Raw genomic sequence first — 16,001 nt, 5'->3', positions numbered from 1 at the left:
CTGCTACGATGAAAGGGAATATATACATAATTGTTTTTTTAGCTTGTCTGTTGTCTTGCAAAAAGACCGTATCTGTTGACCCTCCTGTAACCAATCCTGTAGGAGGGACAGTATATGAAACTAATTCGACTGCGATATCGGTGCTTTCCGGTGTATATGCAGCTGCCAGTAATATAAACAGTCTGGTGAATGGGAAAAACGGATTGTCTCTTTATGCTGGTCTTTCAGCTGATGAATTGCAAACATATCCTGACCTGAACTCATTTTTGTCACTTCTATACACCAATAATATTACCTCCAGGGAAGACGGTATTGCCTTTTTCTGGCGGGCATTTTACATACAGTTGTATACACTAAACACAGCCATAGAAGGGATTAGCGCATCTAACGGATTATCTGTGCAAGTGAAAAATGAGTTACTGGGTGAGGCGAAGTTTAACCGGGCATTTTTTAACTTCTATCTGGTGAATTTTTTCGGAGATGTGCCGCTGATTACTACCAATGATTACAAAGCCAATAGTGTTGCGGCACGCATGCCTGCCGGAACTGTTTATAAACAAATAATACAGGATCTGCAGGATGCAGAAGCAGCCTTGCCAGCAACCTATGTGGCAGGAGATGTGCAAACAACTACCACTGAACGTGTACGACCCAACAAATGGGTGGCAGCGGCATTGTTGGCGCGTGTTTACTTATATACAAAAGATTATGCCAACGCACTGGCGAAATCAAATGACGTGATAGGGCAAACCAACTTATACAAACTGGTCGGTAACCTGGATAGTGTATTTTTAAAAAACAGTACTGAGGCCATCTGGCAGTTGCAACCGGTTGATTCCAAAGGTGCAAATGCACCGGATGGTGCTATGTTTATTTTAACGGCACCGCCAACCGCAAACACGCCGGCATCTCTTAGCTCGAGTCTTTATAACGCTTTTGAACCTGGCGATCAGCGAAAGTTAAAATGGGTGAAATCTTATAAAGCCCCTGCGCCGACCAATACAGTTTACTACTATCCATACAAATATAAAGTAGGAGTAACAACAGCTGCTACTCCTGTAACAGAATATGAAATGGTGTTCAGGCTTGCGGAACAATACCTGGTGCATGCCGAAGCAAGTGTTCAGCAAGGTGATTTATCAGCAGCTGCAAAAGACCTGAATATACTGCGTCATCGCGCAGGCCTTCCCGATGTTAGTGCAGTAGATAAAGATCAGATGTTGAAGGCAGTGGAGCAAGAGCGGCGCATTGAGTTATTCAGTGAGCTGGGGCATCGTTGGTTCGATTTGAAAAGAACAGGAAGGGTAGATGCGGTAATGAGCGTAGAAACGCCCAAAAAAGGCGGTGTATGGAGCACTAACTGGCAGCTGTTTCCAATCCCTCTGAGTGAGTTACACACTGATTTGAATTTAACCCAAAATACCGGATATTAATTTTTTACGTTGCAGGCCTTCATTATCCTGCTTTACATACCTGATAACTTATGAATAAGATTAAAGCTGCATGTTTTTTTGCCTTCACTTACCTGGGCATTTCTTCTTACGCCCATGCTCAGAAATGGATGATGAAAGAAACACCAATTCAAACACGGTGGGCCAGTAAAGTAAGCCCGGATAACGTATTGCCGGAATATCCAAGACCGCAGATGGTAAGAAAACAATGGACATCCTTAAACGGTATATGGCAATACGCTATAACAAAACAAGAGCAGATGCCATCACCGGATAGTTTTAATGCAAAAATACTTGTCCCATTCCCACTGGAGTCAGCATTGTCTGGGGTAAAAAGGGCGCTTTTGCCGTCGGAAATTTTGTGGTACAAGCGAATAGTTAAAAAGCCTGCACTTAAGGGGGATGAACGGTTGCTATTGCATTTTGGCGCGGTGGATTGGGACGCAAAAGTTTACATTAATGGTGTATTGGCCGGATCGCACCAGGGGGGCTATCAGGAATTTAGCTTTGATGTAACACCTTTGCTAACGGATGGCGATAATATTATTGTGGTGAAAGTGAAAGACCCAAGCGATAGGGGAATTAATCCGCATGGCAAACAGGTGTTAAGTCCTGGTGGTATTATGTATACGGCGAGCAGCGGAATATGGCAAACAGTCTGGATGGAAATAGTGAACCAAAATCACCTTGAGCAATTGTCGATAATTCCGGACATTGATAACAAAATAGTAAGATTGAAGGTGACGCCAACTCTTAGTAGTGATGCGGCTGACTATACTGTAGAAGCTACTGTGCCAGGTACCGGGACGGTAACCGGAAAGGCTAAAGAGGTGCTGAAATTACCTGTATCAAATATGCGGCTTTGGTCACCTGAAGATCCTTATCTGTATAAGTTTCAGGTGAAGCTTTTGTACAAGGGAAAACCCGTTGATGAAGTATCAAGTTATTTTGGTATGCGCAAATGTGAAGTGAAAAAGGACGAAGCCGGCACCGAACGCATCTTTCTGAATAACAAGCCAGTCTATAATCTGGGAGTACTGGACCAAGGTTTTTGGCCTGACGGGCTATACACCGCCCCAACAGATGAAGCCTTGCAATTTGATATTAAGGCTATCAAGTCAATGGGATTTAATACCATTCGCAAGCACATAAAAATTGAACCTGCAAGGTGGTATTATTATGCTGATAAATTAGGCATGCTGGTATGGCAGGATATGATTAATCCGGGTAATGAAACACCGGAAGCCAGAGCGGAATTTGAAAAGGAAAATGCAGAAAATGTGGCGCAGCTCAGAAACTATCCTTCAATTATCACCTGGGTTGTGTTTAATGAAGGTTGGGGTGCATATGATCAGGCACGCATTACACAGGCTTTTAAAGAATTGGATCCTACACGTATTATCAACGGTCATACCGGGGAAAATTATTTTCGTGCTTCTCCACAAAAAAACGAGGAGAAATGGAAGAACAGCGATCTTACAGATATACATGCTTATCCCGATCCCAATATGCCACCTATACTGCCTGGTAAGGCGGCCGTATTGGGAGAATTTGGCGGGATAGGTGTTTCTATAGAAGACCATTTGTGGAATGAACTCAATGGTTGGGGGTACATTAATATAACACCCGGTGAGTTGCTAAAGCGATATGCGGGTATGACAGATTCACTGAAAGTACTTCGGGATAAAGGACTGGCAGCTTCTATTTATACAGAGCCTTTTGATGTGGAGACCGAACAGAATGGATTGATTACCTATGACAGGGAAATTATCAAAATCCCTGTTGACAAGTTGAGGGAAATACATTCAGCGCTGATTCCTATGCATACGGTCAAAGAAAAGTTACTTGTCAGCAACGCGACAGATGCAGGTTCAAAATCTGATTACGACAAGCGTCTTGCGCAGTTCACAGCCGGTAACAGTGATTCTGTTTTTCTAAGAAAGCTGCTTCTGCTTGCGTATGGGAGGAAGGATACTGCTGTAGTAATTAAAGTTGGGGACGCGTATATAGCCGGACGGAAGAATAACTACGTAAAGGAAAATTTCGCGCTGTATAAAAAAGTACTCGTAAAGCCGGAGGGCCAGGTGTTCAGGTTTTTTGTTGATAATCATATAAGTATTGATAGTGTTTGGGGTAAATATACAGCGGCAGATGTGGCAGTGCCGGTAATATATAACACATCTGTAAAGCCCCGGATAAAAGCAGGTGTGGATGATTGGGATAAACTGGAAGCTGAAATGGTTGCTAAATATGGACCCATGGGCGGAGAAAACGTTCGGTATATGCGGATGTCTGTTTACCTGGGGAAAAAACAGTGGGATGCTTTTGGCAAAGCTTATCTGGGATATTTTGAAAAGTACGGCGACTGGTTTCGCGGGCAATTTCTTAATCTTAGACTGAATGATCTTGCGTGGGCTGTTTTTCAGCATGTTGGAGAGGTCGCGGTAATTAATGAGGCATTGAACTGGATGCATAAGGTGCTTAAAACTGATCCTGACAGCCCTGTTTTTTTGGATACTTATGCGAATCTTTTATATAAAAAAGGGGATAAACAGGAAGCGATAAATGTAGAAGAGACAGCTTTGTCGAAAGAAACAGCCAATGCACCGAAGAGTGATCTGGTTGTTGAACTTAAAAATACACTTGATAAAATGAAAAAAAATGAAAATACATGGTGAAATTGACTATGTATGATTACTGCTGTTTTATATCCGATATGACAATAGAAATTTAATTCAGAATGAATGATATTCTTTTCGTAAAAAGGATAAAATTGGAAGAGTAAAAGAATGATGATGCCTATGAAGAAGTTTTCGATTATACTAATGCAATTGTGTTTTATGACCGGCATTTGTTTTTCTCAGAAAATGATAATTGACAGCAGTGTATTTGACAAATGGGATCATATTAAATTCTGGCGTATCAGCAATAATGGCAGGTACGTAACATTCGCTCATGGCGTCGGAAGTGGTGGAGGTTCCTGCAATTGGGAGGTGGCTTCGCTGTTCACAGCCGGTAATCCGGATAAAGCTGCAATTGCCCTGTTTACAGGCGATAGCAGCATAGCAAGGCTGGATTTTTCTTATAATAGTGCTTATGTATTTGCACAACTAGAGAAGAGGATAGGGATTTACAATATCAATACGCATGTTACAGACTTTATACAGAATGCAAAACTGGTTGATCAGTTTGCTTATAACGGACAGGCTGCAATTGCCTTCTATAAAAATGATTCATTTTGTATACGGAGCGTGGATAATCTTAAAGACAGCGTGTGGAAAGGTGTACGAAAGCATTGGATTAACAGACAGCAATCAGCTATTGTACTGGAAACTGCAGCGGATTTACTGTGGTTGGATCTGAAAACAGCTTCAGTAAAAAAGATGGGTATTACGGGAAAAGTAAATCTTGCCTGTTTTGATTCAACCGGCAATAAACTGGCATATATTTCTGAAACAGCCGGCAACAATCACCTGTTTTATTACAACGCACCAACCGGTAAAGCAGATAGCATTAACCTGCTATCATTACTGGGGTCAGATTTCACGCTTACAAATAAGGATGTTGCATTCAATGCAGATGGTACCTGCATTTTTTTTACAGTATTTGTAAAAGATAGTATACATGGTGCAGCAGCGCAGTCTACCGGTCTTGCATTGTGGAGTTACAAGGCGGAAGACATCAGTACCGAACGGGAACGTGTACATCGGGAATTGCGCAGAAACAAAAAATCTTATTTGCATGCTGTAATAAATCTTTCTAACGAAAAAGCGTATTGCCTGGGTTCCACCGATGATGTTACCTGGACAGGTGCAGAAGGGCTTCCCCGTCGTGATTACCTGTTATACAGTGAAACTGCCTTTGATGTGGATTATTGGTGGCATCCTGATTTTTATCAGTCATTATATATCGTGTCTGTAAAAACGGGTGAAAGAAAATGCCTGGTTAACCATTCCAGGAGCAAGCTGAGCGCCGTGTCATTGTCACCCGGTCAAAAATTTGTCACTTGGTTTGACGCTAAAACCCATGAATTTTCCACCTATGAAATTGCCACAGGTATAAGGCGTACGGGTAATTGGTCTATCCCGGTGCCCATTTACGAAAATGCCGGAGAAATAATGGGCCGTGATATACCTTATGGGATATTAAAATGGGCTGAGGCCGACAGTGCCCTGTACGTGTATGACAAGTATGATATATGGCAGGCCGATCCAATGCAGGTAAAAAAGCCGGTTAATGTTACACATGGATATGGCAGGAGGAATAAAATAATCTTTCGGTTTGCCTATAATGAGAAAAGTTGTTTGATAAAACTTACGCCTGAACAACTGCTTGTTGGCTTGCATGAACAAAATCTGGATAATGGTTTTTATAAGCTGAGTAAACGTGCAAATGAAGATCCGCAAATTTGTGCCGGTGGCCCTTTTGTATATTATTTTCCGCAATTGTTTTCCGGTAACGGTGCCATTTTTCCCGGGGGGATGGTGCCGGAAAAAGCAGCTGACACGGCTGTATACCTGCTTAACAGAAGCAATGAACATGAAGCATCTAACTTGTTTATTACAGGGGATTTTAAACAAGTATTGCAGGTTTCGCATATTAATCCTGAAAAAGATTACAACTGGTATACAACAGCGTTGGTTAAATTTCAACTGCCCAATGGAAGCAGGTCGCAGGGGATTTTATATAAACCAGAGAACCTGGATACTTCCAAAAAGTACCCGCTCATATTCGATTACTACGAAAAACGTAGTCCAGAATTACATAAATATATAGGGCCTGAGTGGAGCGGATCGCGTATTAATATACCTGCATATGTTAGTGATGGCTACCTGGTATTTGTGCCGGATATGCAATATACCGTTGGTAATCCCGGCGAAGGTGTGTTGAACACTGTTACTGCAGCAGTGCATGAATTATCCCACTTATCTTATGTTGATATTAGCAGGCTGGGCCTGCAAGGGCATAGCTTTGGCGGGTTTGAAACCAATTACCTGATTACTCATTCCACACTTTTTGCAGCTGCTTGTGAAGCATCCGGGCAAAGCGATTTTGTTAGCGGGTACAATTCCATGTACCAGCGTGGAACGGGGGCAGATATACTTAGCCGGCAAGATCAATATGAGCGAAAACAAAGCAATATTGGTGCAAGTATGTGGGAAAGGCCGGCCTTATACATTAAAAACTCCCCGGTGTTTATGGCTGATAAAATCAGCACGCCATTGCTTATTTTACATAACAGGGAAGATATGTCAGTGCCATTTGCACAAGCGGTTGAGCTGTTTTACAGTATGCGGAGAAACAATAAGAAGGTCTGGATGCTGGAATATGAAGGAGAAGGCCATGGCGTTGGTAAAATAGAAAACAGGCGTGACTATACTATCCGGATGAAACAGTTCTTTGACCATTATCTGAAGAAACTGCCGCCCCCCAGGTGGATGACAGCAGGTGCTGAGCAATTAGACCGCCTGAACGATTTTCGATTAGACAGCTCCGGTATTATTCCGTAAAACTACAATACGTCGCCATCGTGCATGTTTTAGCGCGAGTAAGTACGGCTTGCCCATACTATCAATTTCTTACAGTATGCTTAAATAAATCCGTCTGACCAAGTCAGACGGATTTATGCTTGAGAATTACGCTGCGCCGGAAAGGAGGCGTTTATTCTGCTGATAAGTAAATAACAGAAGTTGTGAAGTTCGCTGGTATTGATGTAATGACGAAATAGGGCTCGTAAGTAGAAACGTCGATTTGTGAGGAGAAATAAGTAGAATATGCATCTTCGGGTGTTAAAGACCATGCGCCGGGGATAACAACGAGTGATGTGGTTAACCTCATCTGCAGATACGCAGGAAAACCGATGAGTTTGTAAGATCGGAATGCGTATACACCGCCCCAAATAGTAATCATTGCAATAGCGAGGAGCATGATTATTGCTTTTTTCATAAAATATTTAGTTAATACGCTTACTCTGTTGACTGGTTTTCAGCTTACCCAGTTTGGATCAAGATTGTTGCGATATGTGCTACCTTGGATTTGCAAAAAAGCCGTCTTAGGATATAAGACGGCTTATGCCTGAAAGGCATGCTAATTCAAAACCTGTGTGCATTATTCTGCAGTCAGGTAAACAACAGTAGTTGTGAAATTGGCCGGCATAGAAGTGATTACGAAGTAAGGCTCGTAAACAGCGGTGTTGATCTGTGCAGAAGAATAAGTAGAGATAGCGTCTTCCGGGGTCAAAGACCAAGTACCAGCCAAAGTAACCAGTGCTGTTGTTGAAGTGGGCTGCAGGTACACAGGAGAGCCGGTGAATTTAGCTGATTTGAATGCAAATACACCGCCCAGTGTTGCGATCATTGCAATAGCAATGAGCATAATTTTTGCTTTTTTCATAAGATGCTTGCTTTTTTAATCAAAAAGCTAAACTTTATTTGGTTAATGCGCCTACTCTGTTAGCTGGTTTTCGGCTTCGCCAGTTTGGATCCAGGATTGTTGCGGCATTTGCTGATCATGCTGTTGCCGCGCTTGTTGCAACTATTTATTGAACGTGTTCTGTTAACGTTGGTGTTGGTTCCGTATTTTTTTCTCTTGAGGCTCCTGTGAGGCCTAATACAATTCCTGTGTCAGCTGTCTCTGTAGCCGGGGTAGATGCAGGCTTAATTGCTAGTTGTATTATTTTTCCAAGCAATAAGGTGCCAAATACAAAAGCCAGTAGTCCGGGGAACATTTGATAACGTAATACCACAGGGGAAGCAATCACGCTAAACAGGATATTGCCAATCCAGACAAGTGTTGCCAATACCATAATTTTTTTATATAAAGCCGGGTGCCTTCTGAAAACACTTAACATGCCGGTGCCAATAATGCTTATTCCAAACAAAAGGTTAATAATGCCAAGCAGTGGGCCATACCAGTCCATGTAAGGTATTTTTCGGTTTGCTGTAAATCCATGTATTTTATTTGTTTTAAAGGCAAACCATTTTTGTATGGTAACCGGGATTGTATCATTTCCCATATTGTACATATGCAGGAATTCTGCATTGGGTACGTAGTATTTAATCAGGTTCGGTAACAGGTAATACTGAGCGAATGCAGCAGGCCGCTCCCGTATTAAAAACTGCCCGTAGCTGCCATATAATGGTCCAAGCTGCGCCCAATTTGCGAAACCTTGTTTTGCAGGATTCTTTGAATCAAGTAGTCGGGCATAGCGCGATTCCGGAGCCTTGGGATCCCATAAATAGTATATGCCTAATGTTGAATCTGGTCGTTTTTGTACATGCCGGAGGGAATCCATGTGCAAGTTGGTTAACCTATGTAATTCTTTGAATTGTGGAGGCACTTGTGTTATGGGTATGGGCTGTGCATGGGCATACCCGTACAGCGCATTACCCGCTAATTGCCAGCCACCAAATGGAGAGAACTGTGCTGTGCCTGCCATTTTTTTATATTGATAACAGGTGTTTACAATAAACAGCAATGGTAACAGCAGTACAAAGGCGCCTGCCATTAATTTATTTCGAAGGGGCCACTTTATCAGTAACAATACGATAATGCTCACAAATGGATACCATAGGGCATTATATCTGAATGTAAAGGCTGTTAATAATACTAATGCATGCCAAAAAAGTAATTTTCGAGTAGGGCGTTGTAGCAGCCATAGCAGTTGGGTGAACCACAGGATACTTAGGGCTGAAAATAAAGCATCGGCGGATATCAGATTACTGATATGCAACTGCAGCGGGTTTAACAGGCAAATGACCAGTAACCCATAAAATAACCGTTGATTGATTTTTAGCAGGTATTGTAGTGAAAGTAACAGATAGGTGATGCTAGCTTGCAAACCTGCGTATTGAAAGAAAATCATGCCTGTATCCCACTTGGTAATACTGCTGAAAAGTCTCAGGAACTTGGAATACCCAATGGGCCAGGTATTAATGCCCTGGTTACGAATAGCCTCATCAATATAAGAAAAGGAGTCTGGCAAAAAATTAGGAAATGGAAACATGATTTTGAATATGCCAAACCATACAACCGTTCCTATAGTACATAACAGCAATATTTTTTTGTTTTCACTGCCTGCCAAGAGCCAGCTGCGAAATGTCATGGGCGATATAGCGGAAGTTGGTATCATATAACTTTTTTATCTGACAAAGAAGCATTCCAGATTTTTTCAATGTTGAGTAATGCGAAACAGACCGCTACCAGCAGTGGGAAAAGTTGAAACCTTAGCGCTACGGGCGAAGCAAACACGCTAAAGCTGAAATTACAAACCCATATTCCTGCTGATAATAATATTGCACCGGAAAAAATGGCATTTTGTTTTAGTCCTTTTAAAAACAAGAGTGCAAAAAAACTGCTTAGGAACAGCACATTCATGATGCCGGTGAATATTGGATAGAATTCAAGCGTGGTAACTTTGTAGTCAGAGAAGCGGCTATGAGCTTTTGTGGTTTTGTAGCCAAACCACATTTGGGCAATTGGAAATACGCTGTCTAAACCCATGTTGTAAGTCTTGAGAAACTCCACTGGCGGAGTATAATATTTCATGGCATTAGGCCATAGATAATACTTAGTAAACGTAGAAGGGTACTTTTTCATCAGCCACGACCCATATGCGCCGTATAATGGACCCATTGACGACCATCTTTTCAAAATAGTGGCAGTTGAATCTTTACTATACTGCTGGTTCATATAAACCTGGAGCGGGGATTTGGGATCCCACATATACCAGGTATTAGCTACCAGCATTTCCTGTGGGTGTAATCGCAAATCCTGCGTGGTATCAAAGTAATGTCGTATCAGTCCGTCCAGTTTTTTAAATTGAGCGGGTGTATGAAGGGTATCTTTATGCTCAACAAACCGGTAAGCATACATGGCATTGTTCGCCATTTGCCAGCCGCTGAATGGAGAAAATTGTGCATGACCAGATATCCTGTTGTACTTGCCGATGTTCACCAGGATAAATGCGGCAATTAACACAAATACTGCAGTAATGCTGGCCAGTTTGAACTGTAGTGGTTTTTGGGTTAGAAATATTGCAACAGTTGATATAAAAGGATACCACAGCGCATTATACCGGATAGTGAATGCTAGAAATAATACAAGTGCATGCCATACAATCAGCTTATTGGTGGGGGCGTGCAAAATCCACAATAACTGTGTAAACCATAAGATGCTGACGGCAAGAAAAAGTGAATCACTTGAAACATAGTTGCTTAAATAGAGAAACACAGGGTTGAATACGATGAAAATAAATATCAGCGAAAAGATGACCTTGCCTGGTTTGTAAAACCAGCATAGCGTATATAAAAAATACAGCGCAGCGGATTGTATAAAAATATATTGAAGTGCGACCAATAATGTGTCAGATTCCCAAAAAGTGCTGTATATACGTAGAAACATGGAGTAACCTATTGGGTAGGTATTTACACTAGAGTTAACTGTGGCAGACTGCAGATAAGCATACGAATCGCCGGAGATAAACCCGGCCATCGGGTAGTAGTATTTAAAAACAGCAAACAGGGTTACGATGCTGATGCCGGCTATCCACAGGAATAGTTTGTTCCATTTGTTGCGCAGCAGGAAGTCTTTGAAGCTGCCTTGCGATGTTGCCTGTGCAAAGGCTGCCAGGCCGGGTTGCAGATCACTGGGAGCGGGTGTTTCTGCCGGCCGGGTAACGGCTTCTTTTTCTTCGTGGTATTCCTGTTCGGTGTTGATAGACCAGATGTTCGATTTGTCTGTGATGCCGGCAATAATATTGTCAACCGATACCATGGCAGTGAGCATGGAATGGTCGGCGTTGTTGTATTTGTGCATGCCGTTGCGGCCTACCAGGAATAAGTTGCTGTACTGACTGATATAATCCCGCAGCTTGTCAAACTCACTGTAGGTGCCGAAATAGGCGGGGTAAGTTTTCTCTACCCGTAACAGCGTACTGTCCAGCACATCATCGGCGCGGGCCAGTCCTATTTTTTCGAGTTCTGCAATGGCCAGGGTTTGTATGTCTTTGTCGGGCATTTGCCAGAATGCATCAGTGGTGTTGCAGAAAAATTCCATGCCTACCCAAACTGTATCGGGGTTTTTCACCATGTACGGGCTCCAGTTGTTGAACAGTTGCAGCCGTCCTACTTGTACGTCCGATTCCTGGATGTAGATCCATGTGTCCTGCAGCAGTAAGGGTTTCCATTCATTGGTTCTGGGATCGATGCAGGAAAGTTTGTTCAACAGTAATCCTACCGTAATAAAATCCCTGTACTGTAAGCCTGCCGCAATATCCCGGATGGTTGCGGGAACGGTTTCATCCATACCTGCCACCAGCTCCTTCACGGGCATTGTGCTGAAAAAATACTCACCCTCAAAATTGCTGAATGTGCCGGTTTGGGTATGCAGCGCTTCTATAGCGGTAACCTGGTGGTCTTGTGTGGTAATGCTGTTTACTTCGTGGTGCATGTGTATTTCACCGCCCATTTCCACAATCTGCCGCGCCACTTCTTCCCACAGCTGGCCAGGACCTAATTTGGGGTACAGAAAACGCTCTATCAGGCTTGTTTCAACACCTTTCTGCCGAATATCATCCGTTTGCTTTTTGGCAGCCGGCTTTAATGATTGAACGGCATGTGCAATTGCCTTGCTGATAGAAACACCTTTAATGCGTTGTGCGCCCCATTCAGCGGAAATTTCATTGCATGCACGGCCCCATACTTTCTCGGTATAATCTTTAAAAAAGAGTTTGTACAGGGTTTTGCCAAAGCGGTTAATAAAGAAGTCTTCCAGGGTGTGCTCCGGTTTTTTCGGGAACAACTGTGCCTGTATGTAAGATAGCAATATGGCAATGGTACGCAGCAGTCCCAGTTTGCGGAGGGTTTCAAGCGACAATTGTATGGGATAACCGAAAAATTTCCGCAGGAAGTAGATACGCGATAATCTTTTGCGTACCAGCATTACGCGATCATCCTGCACACCGTTGGCAGAAGGCGCATGTACTTCACGCGATTTGTTCTGATAGTTGATGGTAAACACACCGGCTTCATCCTGCTGCACGGGCAGTATGTTGAGCCACCAGTTCATAACACGGTCTGATTTGGAGAAGAAGCGGTGCCCGCCTATATCCATGCGGTTGCCTTTATAATTAACTGTTTTGGAAATGCCGCCAATGTCGCCGCTTTTTTCAAGAATAATGGGAATGATATCAGTACGTTTCAGCAGTTCGTAAGCAGCCGTTAATCCTGCGGGACCGGCGCCAATGATGATTGCTTTTTTTTCCATTGAACGTTTGTGTTGATGTGGTTTTTCACGATGGTGGCAATAGGCTACAGGTTCAATGCGCCTGGCAATGAAGAGCTGTGTTTGAAGCCGTAATGTGACAGTACTGGCTTTTAGGGTAATGTTTGTGGGTTGTAACTGTGAACCAGTGGGAAAGAAAAGGTGTGGGAATGTGCTTGTGCTGTTGCGTTGTAAAGGTTACAACTTTTGTTAACACCTGTTGAGTTAAAACCGGTAATTATTTTGAGTGAAAAAGGGCCGTGTTTATTTTGCGTTTTTCGGAACTGATTGCTGCAGCCTGTATTCCCTGGGTGATAGCTGCGTGTGTTTCCTGAATGTTTTGGCCAGGTTGGCGCCGTTTTCATAACCCAGCTCCAATGCAATGCTGTCAATGCTTTTGTTGGAATGGCGTAACAGGTATTTTACGCGTTCCATCATTTGTTCCATTACAAAATCGGTAAGTTCTGTATGAAACAGCAGCCTGAATTCTGTACGGAGTTTTTTCTCCGGGATATTGTACTGCCGGGAAAGCTGTGTGAGCTTATGGTTGCCGCGATTGGGATCGGCAATAATCTTCTTCCTGATCTCTACCAGTTTTTCTTTTTGTGAAACATATATTGCAGGCTGCTGCATATGTATATCGAACCAGGTTTTCTTGTATTGTTTCAGGATGGTCAGCAAACTAATAAGCAGGTCTATGCCAAGGTTATTGTTGTCGTGCTGCAATATATTCTTTACAATATCCTGCACCATGTAATTGGCAGCCAGTACAAACGAGCCAATGGTTAATTCGGTGTTCTTCGATTGGCGGAATATTTCATGAAAATCAGACCCCGGCGAGCTGAGCTCCTGCGAAAAATCGCCGCGCAGCACGTACATCACCATTTCATGTTTGCCTGCAGGTAAAACCAGTTCAATACCGCTTACGGGTACTTTCAGTAATAACAGGCTTTTTTCGGGCAATGCAATACGCGTAGCATTTTGTTCGCGGGAAGAAAAGCACATTTGTCCGAGCGTGGTATACAATAACAGGTAGTAAGAATGAAATGGCGCATAATGCATCACTGTATCTTCATTCATCCGGTAATTGTACCACTGAAAGGTGAATTTGGAATGACTGTATTCCTGCAGCAGCAGCTGGCCCGATGGATAGATGGTAAATTTCTGATTGGCCCAGGGGATGATCCCGGTTTTTAGCTGCGGCGGCAAGCCTGTATCCATTCCCTGGTGACTGTTCTTGAAAATATTCATAGGCAATCTGTTTATCTCCCTTTTGGAGATAGTCAAAAAAAGATGGTGACTGCCAGAACGCTGGAAGAGGGATGATTTCTATAGGAGGGAATAGGTGGTATGGCTGCAATGAGCTATACAGTAAGTTACAATTTAATTGCCAACAACGTGCTGCAGCATGGTGAAAAACTTGCAACAATATGCTAAAAAGAAATTGGCGGATACTTGATACCTTGCACTGATCATTGCAGGCATGTATGCATAACAGGCATACCGGGCATGTGGCCTGTTTGAATAAAAATAAGTACGCTTTGATACGTTATCAGTTAAAGACCGGGAAAAGCCGGATTGACGGCACAGGATGTTTTATGCTGGAAGCTGTGCCTGCGCGCCGCAAAATAGGCAATATGGAAGGTGAAATTATTTCTGTGCGTGTTGCCCGCAAAAGGGCAGCTGCCAGTAAGCGGATAGCCATTGTTGAATTTGGCGATGGCCGAGCACTGGATGCAGGTAATTTTGCTACGCCCCTGAAATTTATCAATCATTCCTGCGACCCCAATACTTACCTGCGGGTGGCTTACGGGCAGGTGGAGTTTTACAGCCTCCGGAAAATTAAAAAGGGAGAGGAGCTAACCTGCAACTATGGCCCAACCCATCACGATGGCCGTTTACCCTGCCAATGCGGGGCTAAAAACTGCAAGGGATACCTATAAGTTGGAAAATACCGGGGAGGTCAATAACGCGCCTGAAATCCATTTTACAGTTGCCGCTAAACCAACGCGCGGCTTTTCCCTGTAATGTGCTGCACCGGCTGCTCATGGTGCGTTCATCAATTACTGCACAGTTGCTTTATGCGGATGCTGGTTGCCAAGTGATTTCCTTACCTGGCGTGTGCGTTTTGGGCATAAAAAAAGGGTCTGGATAGAAATCCAACCCCGTTTATAATCCAATATCCTATGAAAAACCAGTTCAAATATAGATAAGGAATTTGTAATTCCTTATTCATTTTTGTTCACGGTTTTATATTGTATCTCGTATGACATGAATGTCTTTCAGAATTAAATTAATTTATATGCGAAATGTTTTTAAAATGAATGTTTTCTCTCTTGTTTGTGTGATTTGAACCCGGCAAAAATAAGGCTACCGTTTTTTCACGGTAAGTCGTATATATGGCTATTTTATGGGTACGCCAAGACCTATTTCATACTGCTTTCCATAAGACTGACGACTGCCTGAACCATAGAAGAAATTTACTTCTGCAAAAGTGCCGAGCCCCACACTTGCACCTGCAATAAAACTCTTGTTGTTTTGCCACATGGCGCTTACATGAAACACTTTGCCATAAGATAACTGACCTCCACCCGTAAACAGCCAGTCTGTATTGGTAAAGAACCTGGCTGAAGCAAGCGGTTGCAGGGTAAGGTCGTCGCCTACCGGGAACTTGTATGATGTAAACACCTGGAAAGTTTGTAAATCGGTTGGCTGGTGTGCCAGGTGCGGAAACCATTTGCTCAGGTTAAACGCAGTAATGCTGAAGTTAAACCGGTTGTTTTCATAAATGGCGCCGAAGTCTCCATCAAAATGCCAGCTTTGATCATTAAAGGCTTTTACGGCAGGGTCAATAACGCCGCCGTCTGTCAACGCACTGTTGTCCAGCTGTTCGTGATAAGTGGTGCCTGAAAATCCCAGCCTGATATATTCGTTGTTGCCACCGAGCGGTATAGCATACGCATAACTCAGCTTAAGCGAGCTGCGCTGCAGTTGGCCGGTTTTGTCTGATGACAGCTGCACACCTGCTGCCGAGTGTGCGCCAAAACGTGTATCACCGGTAAAGGTGATTAGCGTGGGGGCGCCGTCAAAGCCTATCCAGCTGCGGTTGAGCAGGCCGTATAAAAAAGCTTTGTCGTGTGTGCCTGCAAAAGCAGGATTGCTCAGGTAGGTATCTCTGAAATAAGAGCTGATGGTATTGCTGAAATATTGCTGTGCCATGCCCTGCTGCCATGCGAGCAACAAAAAGAGGCCTGTGAGTAAGCTTAGTTTTTTCATAACCTGCAAGTT

Annotated in this window: 10 protein-coding genes; 4 read left to right on the top strand and 6 right to left on the bottom strand. The window is 43.2% G+C overall.

Annotated elements, in window-relative coordinates; translation table 11 throughout:
- Positions 1-8: 8 nt before the first annotated feature.
- From DXN05_RS11960 to DXN05_RS11950, 3 genes are all read left to right on the top strand, one after another.
- Positions 9-1,433 (top strand): RagB/SusD family nutrient uptake outer membrane protein, encoded by a 1,425-nt coding sequence (locus DXN05_RS11960; RefSeq protein ID WP_116847474.1) that lies wholly within the window; start codon positions 9-11, stop codon positions 1,431-1,433.
- 50 nt (positions 1,434-1,483) lie between these two features.
- Complete coding sequence (locus tag DXN05_RS11955) at positions 1,484-4,129, top strand: glycoside hydrolase family 2 protein (protein WP_116847473.1); 2,646 nt, start codon at positions 1,484-1,486, stop codon at positions 4,127-4,129.
- Positions 4,130-4,252: 123 nt separating this feature from the next.
- Entirely contained in the window at positions 4,253-6,961 is a 2,709-nt protein-coding gene (locus tag DXN05_RS11950; protein WP_158559225.1) for an alpha/beta hydrolase family protein, read from the top strand.
- Between the two features lie 151 nt (positions 6,962-7,112).
- On the opposite strand, the gene DXN05_RS24480 is transcribed toward DXN05_RS11950, so the two are convergent.
- The 5 genes from DXN05_RS24480 to DXN05_RS11930 all read right to left on the bottom strand — a co-directional run bounded on the left by DXN05_RS24480 (position 7,113) and on the right by DXN05_RS11930 (position 13,964).
- Positions 7,113-7,397, bottom strand: coding sequence for a hypothetical protein (locus DXN05_RS24480; RefSeq protein WP_147313903.1), 285 nt, complete (start codon positions 7,395-7,397; stop codon positions 7,113-7,115).
- A gap of 162 nt (positions 7,398-7,559) precedes the next feature.
- The gene (locus DXN05_RS11945) at positions 7,560-7,844 is read right to left on the bottom strand and encodes a hypothetical protein (protein WP_116847471.1); all 285 of its coding nucleotides are present in this window, start codon (positions 7,842-7,844) and stop codon (positions 7,560-7,562) included.
- A gap of 145 nt (positions 7,845-7,989) precedes the next feature.
- A complete protein-coding gene (locus DXN05_RS11940; protein WP_147313902.1) occupies positions 7,990-9,582 on the bottom strand; it encodes a hypothetical protein in 1,593 nt (530 codons plus the stop codon).
- Complete coding sequence (locus tag DXN05_RS11935; protein WP_116847469.1) at positions 9,579-12,716, bottom strand: NAD(P)/FAD-dependent oxidoreductase; 3,138 nt, start codon at positions 12,714-12,716, stop codon at positions 9,579-9,581. Before DXN05_RS11935 ends, DXN05_RS11940 begins: the two co-directional genes overlap by 4 nt.
- A gap of 261 nt (positions 12,717-12,977) precedes the next feature.
- Entirely contained in the window at positions 12,978-13,964 is a 987-nt protein-coding gene (locus tag DXN05_RS11930) for a helix-turn-helix transcriptional regulator (protein ID WP_116847468.1), read from the bottom strand.
- A gap of 290 nt (positions 13,965-14,254) precedes the next feature.
- On the opposite strand from DXN05_RS11930, the gene DXN05_RS11925 reads away from it, so the two are divergent.
- Entirely contained in the window at positions 14,255-14,656 is a 402-nt protein-coding gene (locus tag DXN05_RS11925; RefSeq protein ID WP_211330031.1) for an SET domain-containing protein, read from the top strand.
- 460 nt (positions 14,657-15,116) lie between these two features.
- On the opposite strand, the gene DXN05_RS11920 is transcribed toward DXN05_RS11925, so the two are convergent.
- Positions 15,117-15,989 (bottom strand): PorP/SprF family type IX secretion system membrane protein, encoded by an 873-nt coding sequence (locus tag DXN05_RS11920; protein WP_116847466.1) that lies wholly within the window; start codon positions 15,987-15,989, stop codon positions 15,117-15,119.
- Positions 15,990-16,001: the final 12 nt, after the last annotated feature.

Origin of the sequence: Deminuibacter soli, from assembly GCF_003412455.1 — a bacterium.
Taxonomy (GTDB): domain Bacteria; phylum Bacteroidota; class Bacteroidia; order Chitinophagales; family Chitinophagaceae; genus Deminuibacter; species Deminuibacter soli.
The sequence above is the reverse complement of the archived record's forward strand: the minus strand, read 5'-3'. Positions and strand labels throughout refer to the sequence as shown.

Bases quoted from the DNA above. Each gene is read 5' to 3' on its own strand.
- DXN05_RS11920 (WP_116847466.1), bottom strand. From the start codon at position 15,989: ATGAAAAAACTAAGCTTACTCACAGGCCTCTTTTTGTTGCTCGCATGG.
- DXN05_RS11945 (WP_116847471.1), bottom strand. From the start codon at position 7,844: ATGAAAAAAGCAAAAATTATGCTCATTGCTATTGCAATGATCGCAACA.
- DXN05_RS24480 (WP_147313903.1), bottom strand. From the start codon at position 7,397: ATGAAAAAAGCAATAATCATGCTCCTCGCTATTGCAATGATTACTATT.
- DXN05_RS11940 (WP_147313902.1), bottom strand. From the start codon at position 9,582: ATGATACCAACTTCCGCTATATCGCCCATGACATTTCGCAGCTGGCTC.
- DXN05_RS11935 (WP_116847469.1), bottom strand. From the start codon at position 12,716: ATGGAAAAAAAAGCAATCATCATTGGCGCCGGTCCCGCAGGATTAACG.
- DXN05_RS11930 (WP_116847468.1), bottom strand. From the start codon at position 13,964: ATGAATATTTTCAAGAACAGTCACCAGGGAATGGATACAGGCTTGCCG.
- DXN05_RS11960 (WP_116847474.1), top strand. From the start codon at position 9: ATGAAAGGGAATATATACATAATTGTTTTTTTAGCTTGTCTGTTGTCT.
- DXN05_RS11955 (WP_116847473.1), top strand. From the start codon at position 1,484: ATGAATAAGATTAAAGCTGCATGTTTTTTTGCCTTCACTTACCTGGGC.
- DXN05_RS11950 (WP_158559225.1), top strand. From the start codon at position 4,253: ATGAAGAAGTTTTCGATTATACTAATGCAATTGTGTTTTATGACCGGC.